Source organism: Streptomyces mexicanus (assembly GCF_902506575.1).
GTDB classification, from domain to species: domain Bacteria; phylum Actinomycetota; class Actinomycetes; order Streptomycetales; family Streptomycetaceae; genus Streptomyces; species Streptomyces mexicanus.
Genome location: NZ_LR732544.1, coordinates 506,849 through 527,860, shown reverse-complemented (window position 1 = coordinate 527,860; position 21,012 = coordinate 506,849). Strand labels below are relative to the sequence as shown.

The following is a 21,012-nucleotide window of genomic DNA, read 5'->3' as shown; positions in this document are numbered from 1 at the left end:
ACCCGGGACGTCCTGGCAGTCCGGAGAGGGAGAAGGAGTCATGGCCCACAGGACGAGCGCGCAGGACGTGGTGAAGGCCGTCAAGGACGTCGACTTCCCGGCCGGCAAGGACGACCTGGTGCAGGCCGCGAGCCGGTCCGGAGCCCCGCAGGAGGTCGTCAAGGCGCTGCGCGGGATCCCGCCCGAGCAGTACGCCAACCGCGAGGAGGTGGCCCGGTCGGTGCGCACGGCCGCCGACTCCGACCTCGGCCTGAGCCCCGCGCAGCAGGCGGAGCAGGCCCGTGCGGGCGGCCGGCCGGGGCAGTCCCAGCATCTGCGCGAGGTACCGAAGCCGCCGGTGGAGGAGGAGCTGGACCGCTGAGGCGCGGCCGTGCCCGTGCCGGGGCCCGCCGCATGCGGCGGGCCCCCCGCGACCGTGGCGCGGAGAGCCCCCGGGGGGCACACTTCCGAACCCCTCGCGCTCTGAGTAACCACCGCTCCCCGAGCCGATGCGCCCGGACGGCACCTGTCCCCGGGCCGCTGGGCCGCCCGGAGGAGGTGGCGGGCCGCCCGGGGAGGCGGTCCCGCTCAGCCGGGCGGCTGGGGCGGACGGACCCAGCCCAGGGACCGTTCGACGGCCCGCTGCCAGCTCTCGTACTCCTCCTCGCGCCGCCGCGGGTCCATGGCGGGCAGCCACTGGGCGGCCCGGTGCCAGTTGCGGCGCAGCACCTCCAGGTCCGCCCAGTAGTCGACGGCGAGCCCGGCGGCGTAGGCCGCGCCCAGGGAGACCGTCTCGGCCACCAGGGGCCGTACGACGGGCACGTCGAGCACGTCGGCGAGCAGCTGCATCAGCAGGTTGTCCGAGGTCATGCCGCCGTCCACCTTCAGCTGGCGCAGGGCCAGCCCGCAGTCGGCGTTCATGGCGTCGACGACCTCCCGGGTCTGCCAGGCCGTCGCCTCCAGCACGGCCCGGGCCAGGTGGCCCTTGGTGATGTAGGAGGTCAGGCCGACGACGACACCGCGGGCGTCGCTGCGCCAGTGCGGGGCGAACAGGCCGGAGAAGGCGGGCACGATGTAGCAGCCGCCGTTGTCCTCCACGGTGCGCGCCAGGGTCTCGATCTCCGGCGCGGTGCTGATCAGGCCGAGCCGGTCGCGGAACCACTGCACCAGCGAGCCGGTGACGGCCATCGGCCCTTCCAGGGCGTACACCGTGGGCTCGCCCGCGATCTTGTAGGCGACGGTGGTGAGCAGGCCGTTGTGGGAGCGCACCAGGTCGGTGCCGGTGTTCATCAGCAGGAAGCTGCCGGTGCCGTAGGTGCACTTGGCCTCGCCGGGCGAGAAGCAGGTCTGGCCGAACAGCGCCGCCTGCTGGTCGCCGAGGGCGGCGGTGATGCGCACGCCCGGGAGCAGCGCACGGGCCTCGCCGTAGCTCTCGGCCGAGGAACGGATCTCGGGCAGCAGCGGGCGCGGCACGCCGAAGAAGGCCAGCAGCTCCGCGTCCCAGGTCAGGGTGCGGAGGTTGACGAGCATGGTGCGGCTGGCGTTGGTGGGGTCGGTGATGTGCAGGCCGCCGTCGGTGCCGCCGGTGAGGTTGTAGATCAGCCAGCTCTCCATCGTGCCGAAGAGCACCTCGCCGTCCCGGGCGCGCTCCTCCAGGCCCTCCACGTGGTCGAACAGCCAGCGGATGCGCAGGGCGGAGAAGTAGGTGGAGGGCGGCAGGCCGCAGCGGTCCAGGAAGAACTCGTCGCCGGGGCGGTCCCTGAGCGCGTCGACGAGAGGTGCGGTGCGGGTGTCCTGCCAGACGATCGCGCGGCCCAGCGGCAGGCCGGTCCGCCGGTCCCACAGCACGGTGGTCTCCCGCTGGTTGGCGATCCCGACGGCGGCGATGTCCCCGGCGTCCACGCCCGCGTGCGCCATCGCCTCGGGGACGATGCGCCGGACGTTGCGCCAGATCTCCACCGCGTCGTGCTCGACCCAGCCGGGGCGGGGGAAGTACTGCTGGTGCTCCCGCTGGGCGACCGCGCACAGCCGCCCACGCCGGTCGAACAGGATGCATCGGGTGGACGTGGTGCCCTGGTCGATGGACATCACATACCGCTCAGCCATTCTTCGGGCCCGCCTTCCGGTGCGTGACGCAGGGGGAGCAGGTGGACAGGTACCGGGGATCTACCAGCGGGCCGCCCCCAGGTCTCGGGAGATCGCCCGTGCGGCCTCCCGGAGCAGTCCGATCAGCGCCGGTTGCGGCCGTCCTTTCGGGTCGCAGATCCGCTCGGGCGGGCCGGACAGGGCGATCGCGCCCACCACGAGGCCCCCGTGCCCGCGGATCGGGGCGGCGATCCCGGCCTCCCCCAGGCTCATCTCCTGCACCTCCGCGCCCCAGCCCTGCTCGCGGATCTCCGCCAGCGCCCGGTCCAGGTCCTCCCGGGTGACCAGGGTGTGGCGGGTGTACGCCTCCAGCTCCCCGCCCGGCCCGGTCTCCGGGGCGGCGGTGCCGAAGGCGAGCAGGACCTTGCCCATGGAGGAGGCGTGCAGCGGCAGCAGCGCGCCGACGTCCAGGGTCTGCAGGGTGTCGTCGGGCCGGAAGACGTGGTGGACGACGAGAACCTTGCCTTCCAGGGGTGTGCCCAGGCGGACGGCCTCGCCGCTGCGGGCGGCCAGCGCGTCGGCCCAGTTCAGGGAGCGCGAGCGCAGTTCGTTGACGTCGAGGTAGCTGGTGCCCAGGTGCAGCAGGGCCGCCCCGAGCTGGTACTTCCCGGTGGTCTCGTCCTGCTCGACGAAGTCCACGTGCTGCAACGTGCGCAGGATGCCGTGGGCGGTGCCCTTGGCCAGGCCGAGGGACGAGGCGACCTCGCCGAGCCCCAGCCTGCGGGGACCGCCGGCGAGCAGGCGCAGGATCGCCGCCGCGCGCTCGATCGACTGGACGGGTCCGGCCATGCGCCGATATTAGCCCGGTTTGCCCCGATGGGGACTGCCGTTCGGCAATGCCGACCGCTGCGCGTTGACCGCACACGCCGTCGTTCTTTAGCGTGCTTTGTCTGCGCCCGGCTCCCGGTCGGCAGCGCCGCCCGGAGGAAGAGGGGACACCATGATGTCCGTCGCGCAGCTTCAAGCCGCGCCCCAGCGGGAGGTCCGCCATGCCTTCCCGCTGCCGCACACGCCGGGGACCGTCTCGGCCGTGCGCGGCCGGGTGAGGGCGGTCCTCAGTGGCTGGAACGTGCCCGCGGAGGCCGCCGACGACGTGCTGCTGGTGGTGTCGGAGCTGGTCACCAACGCGCTCGTGCACGCCCGGCCGCCGGCCACGCTGCGGCTGTGGCGGCTGTCGGTGGACGGCCGCCGAGCCGTCCATGTGGAGGTGACCGACGGCGGACCCACGGCGCCGCCCGGGCCGCAGTGCGCTCCCGACCCGGACGAGCACGGCCGCGGCCTGGGCATCGTCACGGTGCTGTCGGCCCGCTGCGGGCTGCGCGCGGACCGCGCCGGCACCAGTCGCTGGGCGCAGGTGCTCGCGGGCTGAGGCCGAGCCCGGCCCGCGCCCGCGCCGGCCGCGAGCGGCGCACGGCCGCCCGGCTTGACCGGCGGCGGTGGCGGCTCCACTGTGGCCACTGAGGCGCATCGGTCTTGCGGCCGCCCCCTTCGGGAGGCTGCGCGCCGGCCTCGGGAGGCACCCTGCGGGAGGCACCGTGAGCACATCGGCCGAGCCGCGCCGGCCGGGTCTGGAGATCCGGTCCATCGACTACGTGCCCCTGGACGAGCGGCACGGCAAGCTGTGGCACCTGGGCCCGCTGTGGTTCATGTCGAACGCGCAGATCGCCACCCTGGCCGTCGGCCTGATCAGCATCACCGAGGGCGGCAATCTTCTCTGGTCCCTGCTGGCCATCGTGGCGGGCACCGTCATCGGCACCTTCTTCATGGCCTTCCACTCGGCCCAGGGCCCCCAGCTCGGGCTGCCGCAGATGATCCAGTCCCGGCCGCAGTTCGGCTACCTCGGCGCCCTGCTGGTGTGGCTGTTCGCGTATGTGCAGTACGCGGGCTTCAACGTCTTCAACACCATCCTCGCCGGGCAGGCCCTGCACACCACGCTGCACGGCGGCGTCAAGCCGTGGGTCGTCGTGGTCACCGCCGTCGCACTGGTCGTGGCGCTCGTCGGGTACGACGTCATCCACCGGGCCGAGCGGATCCTGACGTACACCTTCCTGATCGTCTTCGGGATCTTCACCGTGGGTGTGCTGGTGAACCTGCACTACCCGGCGGGCTCCTTCGACCTGGGCGCGTTCCGGCTCACGCCGTTCCTGGCCCAGTTCGGCGTGGTGGCCGGCTACCAGATCAGCTGGGCCATCTACGTCTCGGACTACTCGCGCTACCTGCCCCCGGACGTCACCGTGCGCAAGACGTTCTACTGGACCTACTTCGGCTCGGCGCTCGGCGGCATCTGGCTGATGGTGCTCGGCACGCTGCTCGCCGCCTGGGCCGGCCAGGACTTCGACACGATCCGGTCGATCGACGCGGCCGGTGACACCGTGTTCACCGGGTTCGGCGCGGTCGTGCTGCTGTTCGCCGCGCTGGGCCTGGTGTCGGTCACGGCGCTCAACCTGTACGGCGGCTCGCTCACGCTGATCAGCGCCATCGACTCCTTCCGCAGGGTCCGCCCCACCCTCGCCGTCCGCCTGGTCACCCTCGGGCTGACGGCGGTGCTCTCCCTGCTCGGCGCACTGGCCGCGACCTCGGACTTCCTGCGGAACTTCAACGACTTCCTGCTGCTGGTGCTCTACCTGTTCATCCCGTGGACCGCGGTCAACCTGACCGACTACTACGTGGTGCGCCGCGGCCACTACGCCATCGCCGAGATCTTCGACCCGCACGGCGTCTACGGGCGCTGGGGATGGCAGGGCATCACCTCCTACCTGGCCGGGTTCGCGGCCATGGTGCCGTTCTTCTCCGTCGGCCGTCTCTTCGTCGGGCCCGCCGCGGGCGCTGGGCGGCGCCGACATCTCCCTGTTCGTCGGACTGCCCGTCTCGGCGCTGCTGTACTGGTGGCTGACCCGGTCCATCGACGTGGCGGCCGAGCAGCGGCTGGCCGAGGCGGAGGCGGCCGCACTGGAGCGGGCGGCGCACGAGCACCGGGAGCCGTGACGGCGGCGCGGACGGCCCGCCGCCTCCCACGGTTGACACCTGCGTCGGCGACCGCCCATGGTGAGGGCCGTTCCGGTGGTGGAGCGGCCCGAGGGAGCCGGGTGGGCCGAGGGAAGGGCGCCGGGAGAAGGGGCTGAGGGCTGTCATGGTGGATACGCTCGGCGTCGCCGTCGTGGGTTTCGGCTGGATGGGACGGGTGCACCCCCAGGCGTACGCCCGCCTGCCGCACCACTTCCCGCAGCCGCCGGTGCGACCGCGCCTGGTCGTGGTGGCCGACGAGGTGCCCGGCCGGGCGGCCGAGGCCGCCGAGCGGTACGGCTTCGAGCGCGCCACCGCCGACTGGCGGGAGATCGTCGCCGACCCCGAGGTGCAGGCGGTCAGCGTCACCGCGCCCAACTTCCTGCACCGCGAGATCGGCGTCGCGATGGCCGAGGCCGGCAAACACCTGTGGATCGAGAAGCCGGTGGGGCTCACCGCCGCCGACGCCCGGGCGGTCGCCCGGGCCGCCGCCGCGGCGGGTGTGCGGGGCACGGTCGGTTTCAACTACCGCAACGCGCCCGCCGTCGTCGCCGCCCGCGAGATGATCGCCGCCGGTGACATCGGCACCGTCACCCATGTGCGCATCCGGCTGTTCAGCGACTACGCCGCCCACCCCGAGTCCGCGCTGACCTGGCGCTACGAGCGGGCGCGGGGCGGCAGCGGGGTGCTCGGGGACCTGGCCTCGCACGGGGTGGACCTGGCCCGGTACCTGCTCGGCGACATCGAGTCGCTGGCCGCCGACACCGCCGTGTTCGTGCCCGAACGGGCCCGCCCCGCGGGCGCCACCGCCGGGCACGCCCGCGCCGCGGGCGGCACACCCGGACCGGTCGAGAACGACGACTACGTCGGCTGCCTGCTGCGCTTCACGTGCGGCGCCCGCGGTGTGCTGGAGGCGTGCCGGGTGTCGGTCGGCGAGCAGAACGCCTACGGCTTCGAGATCCACGGCACGCGCGGCGCGCTGTTCTGGGACTTCCGCCGCATGGGCGAGCTGGGCGTCAGCCGCGGCACCGCCTACCAGGACCAGCCGGTCAGCACCGTCCACGTCGGGCCGGGGCACGGCGCGTACGGCGCGTTCCAGCCGGGCGCGGCCAACGCGATGGGCTACGACGACCTGAAGGTCGTCGAGGCGCACCACTTCGTGCGCTCGATCGTGGAGGGCACACCCCACGGCGCGACGCTCGAGGACGCCGTGGCGGCCGCGACCGCGCTGGACGCGATGGCGCTGTCCGCCGAGCGACGCGCCTGGGTGAGCCCGGCCTGAACCTCCCGGCCCCCGGCCCGAGCCCGCCTTCGGCGCGCCCCCCCGCCCCTGCCTGACCCCGCTGGACCACCCGGCGCTGCAGTCCCTGGCCCGCTCCATGAGCGGGTCAGAGGTCGGTGGTCCGGTCGGCTTGCGCGTCCGGGCTGTCGTCGGCGGCGGGACGGGGGAAGAGGAACTCTTCCAGTGCGGTCGTGCCGAAAAGAAGCCCCATCGCCAGGGCCGGCACGAGCAGCGCGAGCAGGATCACAGCACCTCCCAAAGGTCGGTCTGTGGCACCTGTCTGGGCCGCATCCAGGATGCCGCCGAATGGCGTACCTCGCACGTCGGGCGAGCCGGGCACCGGCATGGGCCGGACACGATCCCGGTCAGGGCCGGACGCGACCCCAGTGAGGGCCTGACACACGATCCCGGTCGGGGCCGGACGCGATCCCGGTGAAGGGGCGGACGCGGCCCGTCCCGACCGGGCATGATGGCCGGCATGACCACGCTCGCCCGGACCCCCGTCACCGGCCTGGACCTCACCGGCTTCACCGAACAGGAACCCGGCGTGTGGGCCGACCCGGCGGGGCTCCTCCTGTCGGTGCACTTCTTCCCCCTCGTCCCGGACCTGCCGGCGCCGCTGCACGAGGTGGAGCGGCTGCGCCACGCGACGACACGGGGCGTCGCGGCGTCCGGGGGCGGCCTCGTCGAGGCGGCGGTGGAGAGCCTGGACGGGGTCCCGGCGCTGCGCCAGCTGATCAAGATGCCGCTGCGGAGCAGGCAGGGACAGGCCTTCCTCGGCAGCTGGACCCTGCCCAAGGACCGCTGCAGCACCGTCGTGAAGGTACAGGCCGCGGAGGGCGCGCCGACCGGGCTGCGGGAGGCCCTGGTCATGCAGGAGGTGGGCCCCGCCGCCTACTTCCGGCCCCGCCCCTACGCCGGTGGCGACCGGCTCGGCGGGCTGCCCTACCACGTGGCCGACCTGGAGCAGTGGGACCCGCGGTTCCCCGACCACCCGCTCACCCTGGTACGCGCGGCGCTGCACCGCCTCGGGCCGACCGTCACCCTGCACGAGCAGTTCAAGAGCCTGCCGCCCTTCGCCGGTCCCACTCCCCCGCCGCCGGGCCCGGCGACCGCTCCCCCGCCGCACCCGGGCCCGGCGGCGACGCCCCCGCGCCGTCGCGGCTGGTTCCGCCGTAAAGACGTCCCGTAGCAAAAGACGCCCGTAGCGGAAGACGTCCCGTTGCAGAAGCACGTGACGACGTCCTGGAGGAGGAGCACCGTGCACGAGCGGAACGAGCGGAACGAGCGGTCGCAGGCGGCGGCCGTCTTCGACGCCCTGGGCATGAAGTACGAGCAGGCCTTCGCCCATTCCGCGGCCCACCGGGCGTCGTTGGCCTGGCTGTCGGAGCAACTCGGGCCGCATAGCCGGGTGCTGGACGTGGGGTGCGGGACGGGGCGGCCCACCGCTGCCACTCTCGCCGCGGCGGGGCACGAGGTGCTGGGCGTCGACGTCTCACCGGTCATGGTCGAGCTGGCGACACGGCAGGTGCCCGAGGCCGTCTTCCGGTGCGCCGACATCCGCGACCTGCCGCTCGAGGACGGCTCCTTCGACGCGGTCTGCGTCTACTTCGCCCTGTTGCAGATGTCGCGCCGCGACCAGAAGGACGTCGTGCGGCGTCTGGCGCGGGCCGTGAAGCCGTCCGGCAGCGTGGTGCTGGCCACCGTACCGCTGGACGTGGAGGACGCCGCAGGGGTCTTTCTGGGCCGGCCGGTGCGGGTGACCAGCTTCGCCGCCGAGGACTTCGCCGACATGGTCGCCTCCGCGGGGCTCACGGTGGTCTCCCGGCAGACCCTGATGTTCACCCCCGCCGCCCCTGAGGCCGCACCTGAGCCGCACCTCTTCCTCCACTGCCGACGCAGCCCCGGGTGACCCGACGGTTCGGACCTCGTCGGCTGCCTGCCGCCGCCCGCAGCCGTGTCCTTCAGCGGACCCCGCGGCGGTGTCCTCAGCAGACGCTGTCCGTCGGCTTCGGGTTGCCCAGGCCGAACAGCGGGCGCAGCCGCAGCCCCGCCCACGTACCGAGCAGCGCGCACGCGCCCCAGATCCCCCCGTGCAGCGACCCGGAGGCGATGCCCGCCAGGTAGGCGCCGATGTTGCAGCCACCGGCCATCCGGGCGCCGACGCCCATCAGGATGCCGCCCGCCACGGAGGCGACGGCCGTGCGCCACGGGATCGACCGGTGCAGGGTCCACACCCCGCCCGCCGAGGCGGCGAGCGCGGCACCGACCATGACGCCGATGTCGGTGAGGCTGGTCTTGTCCGCGAGCACCGGCCCGGCCAGCTGCGCGGCACTGGCCGGCTGCTGCCAGAACTCCCACGTCTGCGGCGAAGCCCCCAGATGCCCGGCGATCTTCGCTCCCCACAGCGCGAAGGCACTGGTGACGCCCCACGCCCCGCCGGAGACGAGCAGCACCCCGGCGCCCAGCACCGACAAGGCCACGGCACCGACGGCCAGCGGCCAGGAGCCGCGGACGGTACGGGCCAGGGCGCCGCGTGCGGAGGGCGGGGTGGACACCGGCGGCGGGTTGCGCCGGGCCTGCACCCGGCGGGCCACCCACCAGATCACGGCCAGCGCGGCCATCGTGACCAGCCACGAGCCGAACCAGCCGATGTGGTCGGACAGCACGTACGGGTCGAGGGCGGGCAGGTCGCTCCACAGCCCGTACTGCCAGGCCGCCAGGGTGGAGCCGACGACGAACCCGATCAGGGTGAGCAGGACCGCGCCGTGCCCGGAGCCGACGGAATACAGGGTGCCGGAGGCGCAGGCGCCGCCGAGCTGCATGCCGACGGCGAAGACGAAGGAGCCGACGATCAGGCCGACGCCGAGGGGGCCGCCGCTGGGCGCGGGCACCGAGCCGAACAGACCGGTGCCGGTGCCGATGATCAGGGCGAAGAGCGTGGCGGTGGTGCCCAGCAGGAGGGCGTGGGCGCGCAGACCGGTGCCGTTGCCGACGGCGACGAGCTGCCGCCAGGCCGAGGTGAAGCCGAAGCGGGAGTGGAACAGGGCGAAGCCGAGCCCCAGCCCCAGCAGCAGGAGCACGCCGGGTCGGGCGCCGTGCGCGGCGAAGACGTACGCGGTCAGGACCGCGCCCACGAGGGCGGCGACGGCCAGCGGCAGGCGCCGGACGGCGGGCGCGGCGGGTGCCTCGGGTGCCGGGCGACTGGTGGGGGCAGGGGTGCGGAGGGCAGCGCGGAAGGGCGTGCCCGTGGGCGGGGCGGTGGTCACGGGATCTCCGGGGACGGACGACGGCGTCGGACGGTCGAGCGGTCGGACGGACGGACAGGCGGACGGGTGAACGCGAAGACCTCCGGAGCGGGGCGGTCCGGTGCCGGACGGTCCGGCCGCCGAACGGTCGGGTGCCGGAGGGTCGAGTGCCGGACGATCCGGTGCCCCTCGGACGGGGCTCGGACCTGGCTCGGAGGGCGGGGCACGGTGAGGCCCCGGCTCGCTTCAGCGACGACAGAGCGCGTCGTCGACGCTCCAGCACGTGGCGGCGAAGAGCACCAGGACGAGGCCGCGGGCAGGTCCGAACATGCCCGGAAGCCTACGACGAGATGAGGGTGCAGCGTACAGGCATCTCGCATGGCGAGAGGGTTGTCTCATCATTCGTCCGGGCACGGGCCGGCGGCCCGGACTCCGTTCGGCCGGGGGCGCGCCGTCCGGTACGTTGCCGTGGCGCTCGCACATTCCAAGGGGGAGGCCTCGATGTTCTCGCTGTCGCTGCACGACGGTGCCCGACTCGGTCCGCTGGAGGTCTGGCACGCCGAGGAGTTCGCCGCCCACCTCGACCGGGCTCGCGAGCACATCCGCCCCTGGGTGGGGCCCGCGTTCGTCACCGACGGTGCGGACGCGGCGCGGGCGACGCTCAGACGGTACGCCGAGCGCAGGGCCGACGACGCAGCCCACCTCTACGGCATCTGGCGGGACGACGCGCTGGTCGGCGGCGTGATGTTCACCGGTTTCGACGCCGCTGCCGGCTCGTGCGAGCTGGGCTGCTGGCTGGAGCCGGCCGCCGAGGGCCGCGGACTGGTCACGCAGGCGTGCGGCGCGTTGCTGGACTGGGCGTTCACCACCCGGCAACTGCACCGGGCCGAGTGGCGTTGCCGCGCCGACAACCGCCGCAGCGCGGCGGCCGCCCGGCGCCTCGGCATGACCCTGGAGGGCGTGCGCCGCCAGGCATGGCCGTACCAGGGGGTGCGCTACGACGAGCAGCTCTGGGCGGTGCTCGCCCCCGAATGGCACGCCCTGGAGCGGTGACCGCGCGCAGGGGCCACGCGCACCGCCCGGGTCACAGCGCGCACACGCGCACCGCCGCTCGGTCACGACGCGCGGCCGGCACCCGCGGGCGCATCGGGCACGGCCGTGGTGCCGAGCTGTCCGGGGTTCGGGACGGAGCCCCCGGCCCGGCGGGTTCCGGCGCTCGCTCGCCGGTTCCGGCGCGGCCCGCACCGGCGGCGGTCCCGTCCCGCCCCGCCGTCAGCGTCGCGCACGTCCCCGCAGGTCAGGCCCTGTGGGATCCCCGCTCGTCCCCACTTGTCCGGGAGTCTGCTCGGTCCGCTGCCCGCCGGGGGCAGGCTGATGCCGCAGGCAGTCGCCGACGACCCGTCAGGAACGACGCAGCCGTCGTCGGATGTGCCTGCCCTGCGCAGCAGACCAGCAGACCACCACAGGAGGAACCATGGGTATGCGTGCAACAGGTGTCGCAGTCGTCACCGCGGCGGTCCTCGGCGGTGCGCTCGCCGCCACCGCCCCGGCGGCGTCCGCCGCTCCCGCCGCGCCCGCGGCCGGCGGGACCGCCCCGGCCTGCATCAGCCGGTACGTGACCGGCACCGTCAACGGCTTCGACGTGCTGCTCACCAACAACTGCGGCAAGACCATGCGGGTGAAGGTCGTCGTCAAGTACGCCTCCGACAGCCCCTGCTACACGTTGCGGGCCGGGGCGGACAAGCTCTACACCTACGAGGGGATCACCGGCGAGTACGACCGGACCGCCGTCTGCTGAGGCCCCTTCGGTCGCGGGTACGCACGCGCGGCGGCCGGACGCACACCCGTCCGGCCGCCGCGCCGTCCGTCCGTCGGCCGTGCTCACGAGGTCGCTTTGTCCACCAGCGCGCCCAGCTCGGCGAGTTCGGCCTCGGTGAGGTCGGTCAGCGGCGGGCGCACCGGCCCGGCGGGCCGCCCGACGACGCGCATGCCGGCCTTGACGATGCTGACGGCGTAGCCGGCCGAGCGCCGCCGGATGGCGCAGTACGGCAGCACGAAGTCGGCCAGGCGGCGGGCGACGCCCTCCCGGTCGCGGGCGCGGACGGCGTCGTAGAAGTCGAGGGCGTACTCCGGCAGGAAGTTGAACAGCGCCGAGGAGTAGGTGGTGACGCCCATCTCCAGGTACGGCAGCGCGAAGGTCTCGGCGGTGGGCAGGCCGCCGATGTAGGTGAGGCGGTCGCCGAGCAGGGTGCGCACCTGGGTCATCAGTTCCAGGTCGCCCACGCCGTCCTTGTAGCCGACGAGGTTGGGGCAGGACTCGGCGAGGGCGGCGACGGTTCCGGGCTGATAGACGGCGTTGGCGCGGCTGTAGAGGATCACGCCGAGGCCCGTGGCGGCGCACACCGCGCGGACGTGGGCGGCCAGGCCCTCCTGGCCGGCCTCGGTGAGGTACGGCGGGAAGAGGAGCAGGCCGTCGGCGCCGGCGCGTTCGGCGCGCCGGGCCATCTCCACGGCGGTCGCGGTGCCGTATCCGGCGGGCGCGATGATCGGCGTGTCGTCGGGGGCCTCGGCTACGGCCGCGCGGACCACCGTGTCCACCTCGTCGGCGGTCAGGGAGAAGAACTCGCCGGTGCCGCCGGCCGCGAAGAGACCCGCGACGCGGTGGCGGGCGAGCCGGGCCAGGTTCTCGCGGTAGGCGGGCTCGTCGAAGGACAGATCGTCACGGAAGTGCGTGACGGGGAACGACAGCAACCCGGAACCGAGTTTCCGGGCGACGGATTCGGGCGCGTGCATGGCAGTGGGACTCCTCACGGGTGGGTGGTCAGAGGGTGTGCGAAAGGGTCTCGGGAAGTGCTCAACGGCGTTCGGGAGCGTGCGGGCAAGGACGTTCGGGAGCATCCGGGGACGGTCGGTGCTCAAGGGCATTCGGGTGTTCGGGGGGTGCTCCGACGCTAGGATCCTCCACCGATCCATGTCCAACACCAATACTGGATGCAGTGATACAGGAAAGGCATCGATGTTCACGCTCGCCCAGCTCACAGGCTTTGTCGCCGTCGCCGAGGAACTGCACTTCGGGCGGGCCGCGGAACGGCTGCGGATGACCCAGCCGCCGCTCAGCCGGCAGATCCAGCTTCTGGAGAACGACCTCCAGGTGCGCCTGTTCGACCGGACCAACCGGACGGTGCGCCTGACCCCGGCCGGCCGCGCCTTCCTGGTGGAGGCCAGGCGCCTGCTCAAGCAGGCGGAGACGGCGGCCCTGTCGGCCCGCCGGGTGGCGGCCGGCGGCGCGGGGAACCTCGCCGTGGGATTCACCGCGGCCGGGGCGTACGCCGTCCTGGGCGCGCTGCTGGAGCTGATCCGGGAGGCGCTGCCGGAGGTGGAGGTGACGCTGAAGGAGATGGTGACCCGCGACCAGGTGGAGCAGTTGCGCGAGGGCGGGCTCGATCTGGGCCTGGTCCGCCCGCCGGTCACCGCCGTCGACCTGGAGACGCGCTCTGCACTGCGCGAACCGCTGCTGGCCGCACTGCCCGTGGGCCATCCGCTGGCGGAGGGCGAGGGGGCGCTGGAGGTCACCGCGTTCGACGGCCAGCCGCTGATCATGTACTCGCCGGTGGAGGCCCGCTACTTCCACGACCTGGTGGTCAGCGTCTTCAGCGCCGCGCGGGTCGCGCCCGTCTACACCCAGTACCTCAGTCAGGTGCACAGCATCCTCGCCCTGGTCGGCGGCGGGTGGGGGGTGGCGCTGGTGCCGGCCGCGGCCGCCCAGCTGCGGTACGCCACCGTCGTCTTCCGTCCGGTTCGGCTGCCCGACCCGGAGCCGGTCGAACTGACCCTGGCCTGGCGGCGGGGCAACGACAACCCGGCCCTGCACACCCTCCTCGACCGCATCGCCGCCGACGGCGCCGCGCTGCGCCGACCGCACCCGGACCCTCGCTGACCTGCGCCGACCCGCACCCGGACTCGCTGACCCGCGCCGACCCGCACTGACGCGCCGATCCGAAGCCGACCCGGCCGACCCGCGCGGCTGTGCCGCGCCTCGCGCGCGGAGCCTTCAGCCTTCGGCCCGCCGCCGTCACCCGCCGGGCCGTCCCCGGGCGAACACCCCACGATGCACATCGGGTATCGGTCGATACAAATTTGGTTATGGACCGGCATCGTTGCCGGGTCTAACGTCTCTGCCCAGCCGTCGTGGCCCGGTCCTGCTCCCCCTCTTCCCCCCTGGTCATCACCCGGCGGCCCGTCAGATGTCCACCTCCTGTCCCGGTTCAACGGAGAAACGGACAGCGCATGCCCCTTGTTGTCGTCGGAATCAGTGTGCTGGTTCTGCTCCTCCTCATGACGAAGCTGAAGGTCAACGGCTTCGTCGCCCTGCTGTTCGTCTCCGTCGCGGTGGCGCTGGTGCAGGGCATACCCATGGCCGAGATACCCGATGTCCTCAGCAAGGGCATCGGCGGTCAGCTCGGCGACTCGGTGATCACCATCGGGCTCGGCGCCATGATCGGCCGGGTCATGGGTGACAGCGGTGCCGCGCAGCGCATCGCGGACAGCCTGGTCGACGCGTTCGGTGAACGCTGGGTGCAGCTCGCGATGGTCGTCACGTCCATGATCATCGGCGTGACCATGTTCTACGAGGTGGCCTTCGTCATCATCGTGCCGGTCGCCTTCACGCTGGTGCGGCGGACCGGCAGCCGCCTGCTGTGGATCGGCCTGCCGATGTCGATCGCCCTGTCGACGATGCACAGCTTCCTGCCGCCGCACCCCGGCCCGACCGCCGTGGTCGGCACCTTCCACGCGTCCGTCGGCAAGACCCTGGCGATCGGACTTCTGTTCACCATCCCGTTCGCGGCGCTGATCGCCCTCGTGTGGCCGCGCCTGCCGTTCGTGCGGCGCATGGACCCGCCGATCCCCCAGGGCCTGGTCTCCGACCGGCGGTTCACCGAGGAGGAGATGCCGGGCCTGGGCTGGGCGCTGTCCGTGGCGCTGGTGCCGGTGGTGCTGATCGCCGGCGGCGCCGTCTACGAGATGTGCGTCCCCGACGACGACCCCGCGCTGCCGTTCGTGACGTTCATCGGCTCCGCCCCCATCGCGCTTCTGCTCACGCTGTTCCTCGCCGGCTGGGCCTTCGGCCCGCGCCTCGGACGCACCCTGCAGGAGGTGGCCTCCTCCTGCGTCGCCGCCGCCCAGGCCATGTCGATGATCCTGCTGGTGATCGGCGCCGGCGGCGCCTTCAAGCAGGTCCTCACCGACGGCGGCGTCTCGGACTACATCAAGGACACCACGTCCTCCTGGGACATCTCCCCGCTGATCCTCGCCTGGCTGATCGCGGTGATCCTGCGGGTGGCGCTCGGCTCCGCGACGGTCGCCGCCGTCACCGCCGCCGGTGTGGCCCACCCGCTGGCCGCCGGCAGCGGGGTCTCGCCCGAGCTGATGGTCCTTGCCGTCTCGTGCGGGTCGATCGCCTTCTCGCACGTCAACGACCCCGGTTTCTGGATGTTCAAGGAGTACTTCACCCTGTCGGTGCTGGACGCCATCAAGGCCCGCACCCCCTACACCCCCGCCCTGGCCGTCCTCGGCCTCGGCGGCGTCCTCGCCCTCAACGCCGCCGGCCTGTGAACCCGCGCCCGCGCCGCCGCGGCCGTACGTCGGCCGTCGGCGGCGCGGGCGTGTGTCCCCCGGCACCGCACCACCCAAGGAGCACCCCTATGAGCCGCCCCACCGTCACCGACTTCGCCGTCTACCCGGTCGCCGGCCGGGACAGCATGGAGCTGAACCTTTCCGGCGCCCACGCCCCCTACTTCACCCGCAACATCGTCGTCCTCACCGACTCCGAGGGGCGCACCGGCCTGGGCGAGGTCCCCGGCGGCGAGGCCATCACCCGGACGCTGCAGGACGCCGCGCCCCTCGTCCTCGGCGCCGCGGTCGCCGACTACAAGCGGGTGCTGCGCGAGATCGGTGCCCGCTTCGGCGACCGGGACGCGGGCGGCCGCGGCGCCCAGACCTTCGACCTGCGCACCACCGTGCACGCCGTCACCGCCGTGGAGTCCGCCCTCCTGGACCTGCTCGGCCAGCACCTGGACGTGCCGGTCGCCGCCCTGCTCGGCGACGGCAAGCAGCGCGACTCTGTCCGCGTCCTCGGCTACCTGTTCTACGTCGGCGACCCCGACCGCACCGGCCGCGACTACGTCCGCGAGCCGGACGCCGAAGACGACTGGCACCGGCTGCGCCACGAGGAGGCGCTCACCCCGGAGGCGATCGTGCGCCTGGCCGAGGCCGCCGAACGGCGCTACGGCTTCAAGGACTTCAAGCTCAAGGGCGGGGTGCTGCCCGGCCGGGAGGAGGTCGCCGCGGTCCGCGCCCTCAAGGAGCGCTTCCCCGACGCCCGTATCCCCCTCGACCCCAACGGCGCCTGGTCGCTGCGCGAGGCCGTCGAGCTGTGCACGCCGCTGGTGGGCACCCTCGCCTACGCCGAGGACCCCTGCGGCGCCGAGGGCGGCTACTCGGGGCGGGAGATACTCGCCGAGTTCCGCCGCGCCACCGGACTGCCCACCGCCACCAACATGATCGCCACCGACTGGCGGCAGCTCACCCACGCGCTCGCCCTGCAGTCGGTGTCCATCCCGCTCGCCGACCCGCACTTCTGGACCATGCAGGGCTCGGTGCGCGTCGCCCAGCTGTGCAACGCGATGGGCCTGACGTGGGGATGCCACTCCAACAACCACTTCGACATCTCCCTGGCCATGGTCGCCCACTGCGGCGCGGCGGCGCCCGGACCGTACAACGCCCTGGACACGCACTGGATCTGGCAGGAGGGCCTGGAGCGGCTCACGAAGGATCCGCTGTGCATCGTCGGTGGCGAGGTCGCCCTGCCGGACGCGCCGGGCCTGGGCGTCACCCTCGACGAGGAGCGGCTGCTCGCCGCCCACGAGCTGTACCTGAGCCGGGCCCTCGGCGCCCGTGACGACGCGCTGACGATGCAGGACCTGATCCCGGGCTGGACGTTCGACCCCAAGCGGCCCTGCCTGGTGCGCTGAGCGGCTGGCCGCACACGGCGCCGGCCCGCCCCGAGGGGGGCGGGCCGGCGCAACGGTGTGCGGAAGAGGAGACGTCAGGGGCGGGCGCCCACCTCGTGCTCGGCGACCGTCCAGGCGCGGGCCTGGTCGCTGAGGGTGAAGCCGAGGCCGGGCCGGGAGGAGAGGTGCATCCGGCCGTCGCGGATCTCCAGCCGCTCGTTGAACAGCGGTTCCAGCCAGTCGAAGTGCTCCACCCAGGGTTCGATCGGGTAGGCGGCGGCCAGGTGGAGGTGGATCTCCATGGCGAAGTGCGGCGCCAGCTGCAACTGATGGTGCTCGGCGAGGGCGGCGAGCTTCAGGAACTGGGTGATGCCGCCGATGCGGGGCGCGTCGGGCTGGATGACGTCGGCGGCGTCGTGCCGGATCAGCTCCATGTGCTCGGCGACGCTGGCCAGCATCTCGCCGGTGGCGACGGGGGTGTCCAGGGACGCGGCGAGCGCGGCGTGCCCCTTGGCGTCGTAGGCGTCCAGGGGCTCCTCGATCCACACCAGGCCGAACTCCTCCATGGCCCGGCCCATGCGCTGGGCGGTGGGGCGGTCCCACTGCTGGTTGGCGTCGACCATGAGCGGTACGTCGTCGCCGATGTGCTCGCGCACGGCGGTGAGACGGGCCAGGTCGTACCTGCCGTCGGGGTGCCCGACCTTGAGCTTGATGCCGCCGATGCCGCTGCTGAGCGAGGCGGTGGCGTTGTCGAGGACCTGCTCGGTGGGAGTGTGCAGGAAACCGCCGGAGGTGTTGTAGCAGCGCACCGAGTCCCGGTGCGCGCCGAGCAGTTTGGCCAGCGGCAGGCCGGCCCGCTTGGCCTTGAGGTCCCACAGCGCGACGTCGAAGGCGGCGATCGCCTGGGTGGCCAGGCCGCTGCGGCCCACCGAGGCGCCGGCCCACACCAGCTTGGTCCAGAGCCTGCCGATGTCGCTGGGGTCCTCACCGATGAGCTCGTCCGCGATCTCCTTGGCGTGGGCGAACTGCCCGGGGCCCCCCGCGCGCTTGGAGTAGCTGAAGCCGATGCCCTCCAGGCCCTGCTCGGTGACGATCTCCACGAAGAGGAAGGCCACCTCGGTCATCGGCTTCTGACGGCCGGTGAAGACCTTGGCGTCACTGATGGGCGTGGCCAGCGGCAGCGTGACCGAGGACAGGCGCAGCCAGGCGATCCGGTCCAGGACGGCTTCGCCCGCCGGCTGCGCGGCGTGAGGTGTCGTGTTCGTCGTGGTCACCACCATGGTGCGTCTCTCCTGTGGCGCTCCCCTGCCACCGAGGGGCGGCTGACGACGAGGGACCGCCCTGTCGAATGATTTCGACGCTACGCGCGCCAAATGATCTCCGTCCAACACAACTTTTGGATGTCCCCATACAACATGGGCATCGGTCGCCGCCACGGAGGCGACGGTTCCGGCCACCCGGACCTCGGCGATGGGGGCCAGCAGCCGGGCCAGGCGGGCCTGGAGGAGCGCGATGCGCCGGGTGCCGGCGACCAGCAGGGGCAGCAGCTGGAAGCTGTCGACGGAGACCTCGACGCGGGGCTCGATGCCGAGCATGCCGAGCTGGCGCACCGCCGGGGCGTCGTAGGTGCGCTGGTAGGTCACCCAGGGCAGCCGGGCCAGGTCGCGCCGGGTGAGGCGGTCGCCGACGCCGGGGTGGTCGCGGGCGACGAGGAACACCCAGCGGTCGTCGTAGAGGTCGGTGGCGGGGAAGTCGCTGATGACGCCGTGCGGCATGAACAGGCCGTCGCTGGCGCTGAGCAGGGTGGCGGTGTCGTCGACCACGGTCGGCGGGGTCTGGGTGAAGCGCAGCCGGATGCCGGGGGCCTCCTCGTGCACGACGCGGGCGAGTTCGGTGCCGAAGACGGCGACGGCGTAGTCGGACGCCAGGAGTGTGAACTCGCGGCTCTCCTTGGCGGGATCGAAGTCCGCCTGGCTGGCGAAGAGGCGCTCCAGCACGTCATAGGCGGTCGCGGTGCGGTCCAGGAGGACCTGGCCGAGCGCGGTCAGCTCGTAGTGGCCGCCGACGCGGGCGAGCAGGTCGTCGTCGAAGTGGCGGCGCAGCCGGGCCAGGGCGGCGCTCATCGCGGGCTGGCTGAGGCCGACGCGCTCTCCCGCGCGGGTGACGTTGCGCTCCTCCAGCAAGGCACGCAGCGCGACGACGAGATTGAGGTCGAGGCGGGCCAGGTTCACGAAACTCCCCTTGCGGTACGGCGCCGACCAGGGAGGAATCCACGCGGTGGATGCCGCTCATCCACGGAATCTATTTCCCTGATCGCGAATGCGAGGTCCAGAGTAGTCACACCGCAATCCGGAGGACACGCCCGTGATACCTGAACCCGCGTCCGCGCTCTTCGCCGGACCCTTCGCCCTCGCCACCCTCTCGGCCCCCGACGGGCCCGCCTTTCCCGCCCTCGTCACCGCCGACGGCCGGGCCGTCGACCTGCGTGCCGCCCTCGGCGACGAGCAGTTGACCGTGCTGAGCCTGCTGGAGCGCTGGGAGACGGTGAGGCCGCGGCTGCACGAGCTGGCGACCGCCACCGGCACCGACCGCACACCGCTGGCGGACCTGCGGGTGCACGCACCCCTCACGCCCCGTCAGGTGTTCCAGTCCGGCGCCAACTACCGCCGGCACGTCATCGACCTGCACGTGGCCCACCGCGCCCCCGGCGACGAGCGGCCCGAGAGCGAACGGCGCGCCGAGGCCGCGGCGATCATGGACCGGCGGGCGGCGGAGGACCTGCCGTACATGTTCATCGGCCTGCCGAGCGCCCTGACGGGACCGTACGACGACGTCGTGCTGCCCGCCTGGGCGAAGAAGCCGGACTGGGAGCTGGAGTTGGCGGTCGTGATCGGCCGGCCCGCCCACCGGGTGCCGGTCGAGGAGGCTTTGGAGTACGTCGCCGGATACACCATCGCCAACGACCTGACCGACCGGGCCACCGTCTTCCGCCGCGACATGCCGCAGATCGGCACGGACTGGCTGCGCAGCAAGAACGCCCCCGGTTTCACGCCGCTCGGCCCGTGGATCGTGCCCGCCGAGTCGATCGCGAACCCGGACGACCTGCGGGTCACCCTCAAGCTCAACGGCGAGACCATGCAGGACGAGTCCACCAAGGACATGATCTTCGACGTGGCCCGCATGGTGTCCTACGCCTCCGCCACCGCGCGGCTGCTGCCCGGTGACCTCGTGCTCACCGGCAGCCCCGCCGGCAACGGCATGCACTGGGGCCGGCTGCTGCGCGACGGCGACGTGATGGAGGGCTCGATCACGGGGCTGGGCACGCAGCGCACCCGGTGCGTGGCGGAGGTGACGGCGTGACCCTGGACCGCCACGACCCGGAGGGCTCCATCGCGCGCGCCGCGAAGGCGTACTCCAACTGGGGCCGGTGGGGCGAGGACGACGTGCTCGGCACCCTCAACTTCCTCGACGAGGCCAAGCGCCGCCAGGGCGCGGCCCTGATCCGGCGGGGCGTCAGCTTCTCGCTGTCGCAGCGGTTCGACATGGACGGACCGCCGAAGGGCTGGCGGCGGCGCACCCACCCCGTGCCCACCATGCTGGACACCGGCACCGACGCCGCGCTCGGCAACCAGGGTTTCCCGCACGGCATCGGCGGCGCCGACGACGTGATCGCCATGCCGTTGCAGTGCTCCACCCAGTGGGACGGGCTCGGGCACATCTTCGACCACGGCAGGGCCTGGAACGGGCGGCCCGCGCAGGAGGTCGTCACCTCCGACGGCGACCTGGTCACCGGTATCGAGCACATGGCCCCGCACGTCGCCGGGCGTGGGGTGCTGCTGGACGTGGGCCGGGTGATCGGCGACGGCGGGGAGCTGCCGGACGCGTTCGCGATCACCGAGGAGCACCTGAGCGCGACCGCCGAGGCGCACGGGGTGTGCGTCGAGCGCGGGGACATCGTGCTGGTGCGCACCGGGCAGCTCGCCCGGGCCCGCCGCGAGGGCTGGGGCGACTACGCCGGCGGCCCGGCCCCCGGCCTGTCCTTCACCACCGCCGGCTGGCTGCACCGCACCGAGATCGCCGCGATCGCCACCGACACCTGGGGCTTCGAGGTGCGGCCCAACGAGTTCGAGCACGCGTTCCAGCCGCTGCACCAGGTCGCCATCCCCAACACGGGCCTGCTGATCGGTGAGATGTGGGACCTGGAGGCGCTGGCGGGGGACTGCGCGGACGACGGCCGCTACGCGTTCTGGCTGACCGCCGCGCCCCTGCCGATCACCGGCGCGGTCGGCTCGCCCGTCAACCCGATCGCCGTCAAGTGACCGGCGTCGGACAACCAAGCGGAACA

General features: G+C 73.1%; 19 protein-coding genes and 1 pseudogene. 13 read left to right on the top strand and 7 right to left on the bottom strand.

Annotation, left to right across the window (positions count from 1 at the left end; all coding sequences use genetic code 11):
- The first annotated feature begins 40 nt into the window (after positions 1-40).
- Positions 41-361, top strand: coding sequence for a DUF2795 domain-containing protein (locus tag GV126_RS02440; protein WP_159662256.1), 321 nt, complete (start codon positions 41-43; stop codon positions 359-361).
- A gap of 206 nt (positions 362-567) precedes the next feature.
- On the opposite strand, the gene glpK is transcribed toward GV126_RS02440, so the two are convergent.
- Together glpK and GV126_RS02430 are read right to left on the bottom strand one after the other, a co-directional pair.
- Complete coding sequence (glpK, locus tag GV126_RS02435; protein WP_159662254.1) at positions 568-2,085, bottom strand: glycerol kinase GlpK; 1,518 nt, start codon at positions 2,083-2,085, stop codon at positions 568-570.
- Positions 2,086-2,145: 60 nt separating this feature from the next.
- Positions 2,146-2,913: an IclR family transcriptional regulator gene (locus tag GV126_RS02430; RefSeq protein WP_159662252.1), complete on the bottom strand. Its 768-nt coding sequence runs from the start codon at positions 2,911-2,913 to the stop codon at positions 2,146-2,148.
- 154 nt (positions 2,914-3,067) lie between these two features.
- On the opposite strand from GV126_RS02430, the gene GV126_RS02425 reads away from it, so the two are divergent.
- The 3 genes from GV126_RS02425 to GV126_RS02415 all read left to right on the top strand — a co-directional run bounded on the left by GV126_RS02425 (position 3,068) and on the right by GV126_RS02415 (position 6,409).
- A complete protein-coding gene (locus GV126_RS02425) occupies positions 3,068-3,493 on the top strand; it encodes an ATP-binding protein (RefSeq protein ID WP_159673241.1) in 426 nt (141 codons plus the stop codon).
- Between the two features lie 166 nt (positions 3,494-3,659).
- On the top strand, positions 3,660-5,246 hold the full coding sequence (locus tag GV126_RS02420; RefSeq protein ID WP_236569846.1) for a purine-cytosine permease family protein: 1,587 nt from the start codon (positions 3,660-3,662) through the stop codon (positions 5,244-5,246).
- Positions 5,247-5,254: 8 nt separating this feature from the next.
- A complete protein-coding gene (locus GV126_RS02415) occupies positions 5,255-6,409 on the top strand; it encodes a Gfo/Idh/MocA family protein (RefSeq protein ID WP_159662250.1) in 1,155 nt (384 codons plus the stop codon).
- A 106-nt stretch (positions 6,410-6,515) separates the two neighbouring features.
- Here the strand turns inward: GV126_RS02415 and GV126_RS35630 are convergent, their stop codons facing one another.
- A complete protein-coding gene (locus GV126_RS35630) occupies positions 6,516-6,656 on the bottom strand; it encodes a hypothetical protein (protein ID WP_201299791.1) in 141 nt (46 codons plus the stop codon).
- Between the two features lie 231 nt (positions 6,657-6,887).
- Between GV126_RS35630 and GV126_RS02410 the strand changes: the two genes are divergently transcribed.
- A complete protein-coding gene (locus GV126_RS02410) occupies positions 6,888-7,601 on the top strand; it encodes a hypothetical protein (protein WP_236569845.1) in 714 nt (237 codons plus the stop codon).
- A gap of 69 nt (positions 7,602-7,670) precedes the next feature.
- Positions 7,671-8,321, top strand: coding sequence for a class I SAM-dependent methyltransferase (locus GV126_RS02405; RefSeq protein WP_328707321.1), 651 nt, complete (start codon positions 7,671-7,673; stop codon positions 8,319-8,321).
- A 76-nt stretch (positions 8,322-8,397) separates the two neighbouring features.
- On the opposite strand, the gene GV126_RS02400 is transcribed toward GV126_RS02405, so the two are convergent.
- Positions 8,398-9,678, bottom strand: coding sequence for a YeeE/YedE family protein (locus GV126_RS02400; protein ID WP_159662248.1), 1,281 nt, complete (start codon positions 9,676-9,678; stop codon positions 8,398-8,400).
- A 480-nt stretch (positions 9,679-10,158) separates the two neighbouring features.
- Here GV126_RS02400 and GV126_RS02395 point away from each other — a divergent pair, with 480 nt between their 5' ends.
- A complete protein-coding gene (locus GV126_RS02395) occupies positions 10,159-10,710 on the top strand; it encodes a GNAT family N-acetyltransferase (RefSeq protein WP_159673237.1) in 552 nt (183 codons plus the stop codon).
- A 427-nt stretch (positions 10,711-11,137) separates the two neighbouring features.
- Positions 11,138-11,455 carry an alpha-amylase inhibitor gene (locus tag GV126_RS02390; RefSeq protein ID WP_159662246.1) on the top strand — a complete coding sequence of 106 codons (318 nt, stop codon included), beginning with the start codon at positions 11,138-11,140 and terminating at the stop codon, positions 11,453-11,455.
- An 83-nt stretch (positions 11,456-11,538) separates the two neighbouring features.
- Here GV126_RS02390 and kdgD read toward each other — a convergent pair whose 3' ends face one another.
- Entirely contained in the window at positions 11,539-12,450 is a 912-nt protein-coding gene (gene kdgD, locus GV126_RS02385; protein WP_159662244.1) for a 5-dehydro-4-deoxyglucarate dehydratase, read from the bottom strand.
- Positions 12,451-12,673: 223 nt separating this feature from the next.
- Here kdgD and GV126_RS02380 point away from each other — a divergent pair, with 223 nt between their 5' ends.
- The 3 genes from GV126_RS02380 to GV126_RS02370 all read left to right on the top strand — a co-directional run bounded on the left by GV126_RS02380 (position 12,674) and on the right by GV126_RS02370 (position 16,688).
- Positions 12,674-13,594 (top strand): LysR substrate-binding domain-containing protein, encoded by a 921-nt coding sequence (locus GV126_RS02380; RefSeq protein WP_159673235.1) that lies wholly within the window; start codon positions 12,674-12,676, stop codon positions 13,592-13,594.
- A gap of 350 nt (positions 13,595-13,944) precedes the next feature.
- A complete protein-coding gene (locus GV126_RS02375) occupies positions 13,945-15,270 on the top strand; it encodes a gluconate:H+ symporter (RefSeq protein WP_159662242.1) in 1,326 nt (441 codons plus the stop codon).
- An 89-nt stretch (positions 15,271-15,359) separates the two neighbouring features.
- Positions 15,360-16,688 carry an enolase C-terminal domain-like protein gene (locus GV126_RS02370; RefSeq protein WP_159662240.1) on the top strand — a complete coding sequence of 443 codons (1,329 nt, stop codon included), beginning with the start codon at positions 15,360-15,362 and terminating at the stop codon, positions 16,686-16,688.
- Between the two features lie 74 nt (positions 16,689-16,762).
- Here the strand turns inward: GV126_RS02370 and GV126_RS35625 are convergent, their stop codons facing one another.
- Together GV126_RS35625 and GV126_RS35620 are read right to left on the bottom strand one after the other, a co-directional pair.
- Positions 16,763-17,944 carry an L-talarate/galactarate dehydratase gene (locus GV126_RS35625; RefSeq protein WP_201299909.1) on the bottom strand — a complete coding sequence of 394 codons (1,182 nt, stop codon included), beginning with the start codon at positions 17,942-17,944 and terminating at the stop codon, positions 16,763-16,765.
- Between the two features lie 173 nt (positions 17,945-18,117).
- A pseudogene (locus GV126_RS35620) lies at positions 18,118-18,898 on the bottom strand (LysR family transcriptional regulator); the annotation flags it as partial.
- Between the two features lie 133 nt (positions 18,899-19,031).
- Here GV126_RS35620 and GV126_RS02360 point away from each other — a divergent pair.
- Both GV126_RS02360 and GV126_RS02355 read left to right on the top strand, forming a co-directional pair.
- A complete protein-coding gene (locus GV126_RS02360) occupies positions 19,032-20,027 on the top strand; it encodes a fumarylacetoacetate hydrolase family protein (protein WP_159662236.1) in 996 nt (331 codons plus the stop codon).
- On the top strand, positions 20,024-20,986 hold the full coding sequence (locus GV126_RS02355; protein WP_159662234.1) for a cyclase family protein: 963 nt from the start codon (positions 20,024-20,026) through the stop codon (positions 20,984-20,986). The genes GV126_RS02360 and GV126_RS02355 overlap by 4 nt, the downstream gene beginning before the upstream one ends.
- Positions 20,987-21,012 lie beyond the last annotated feature (26 nt).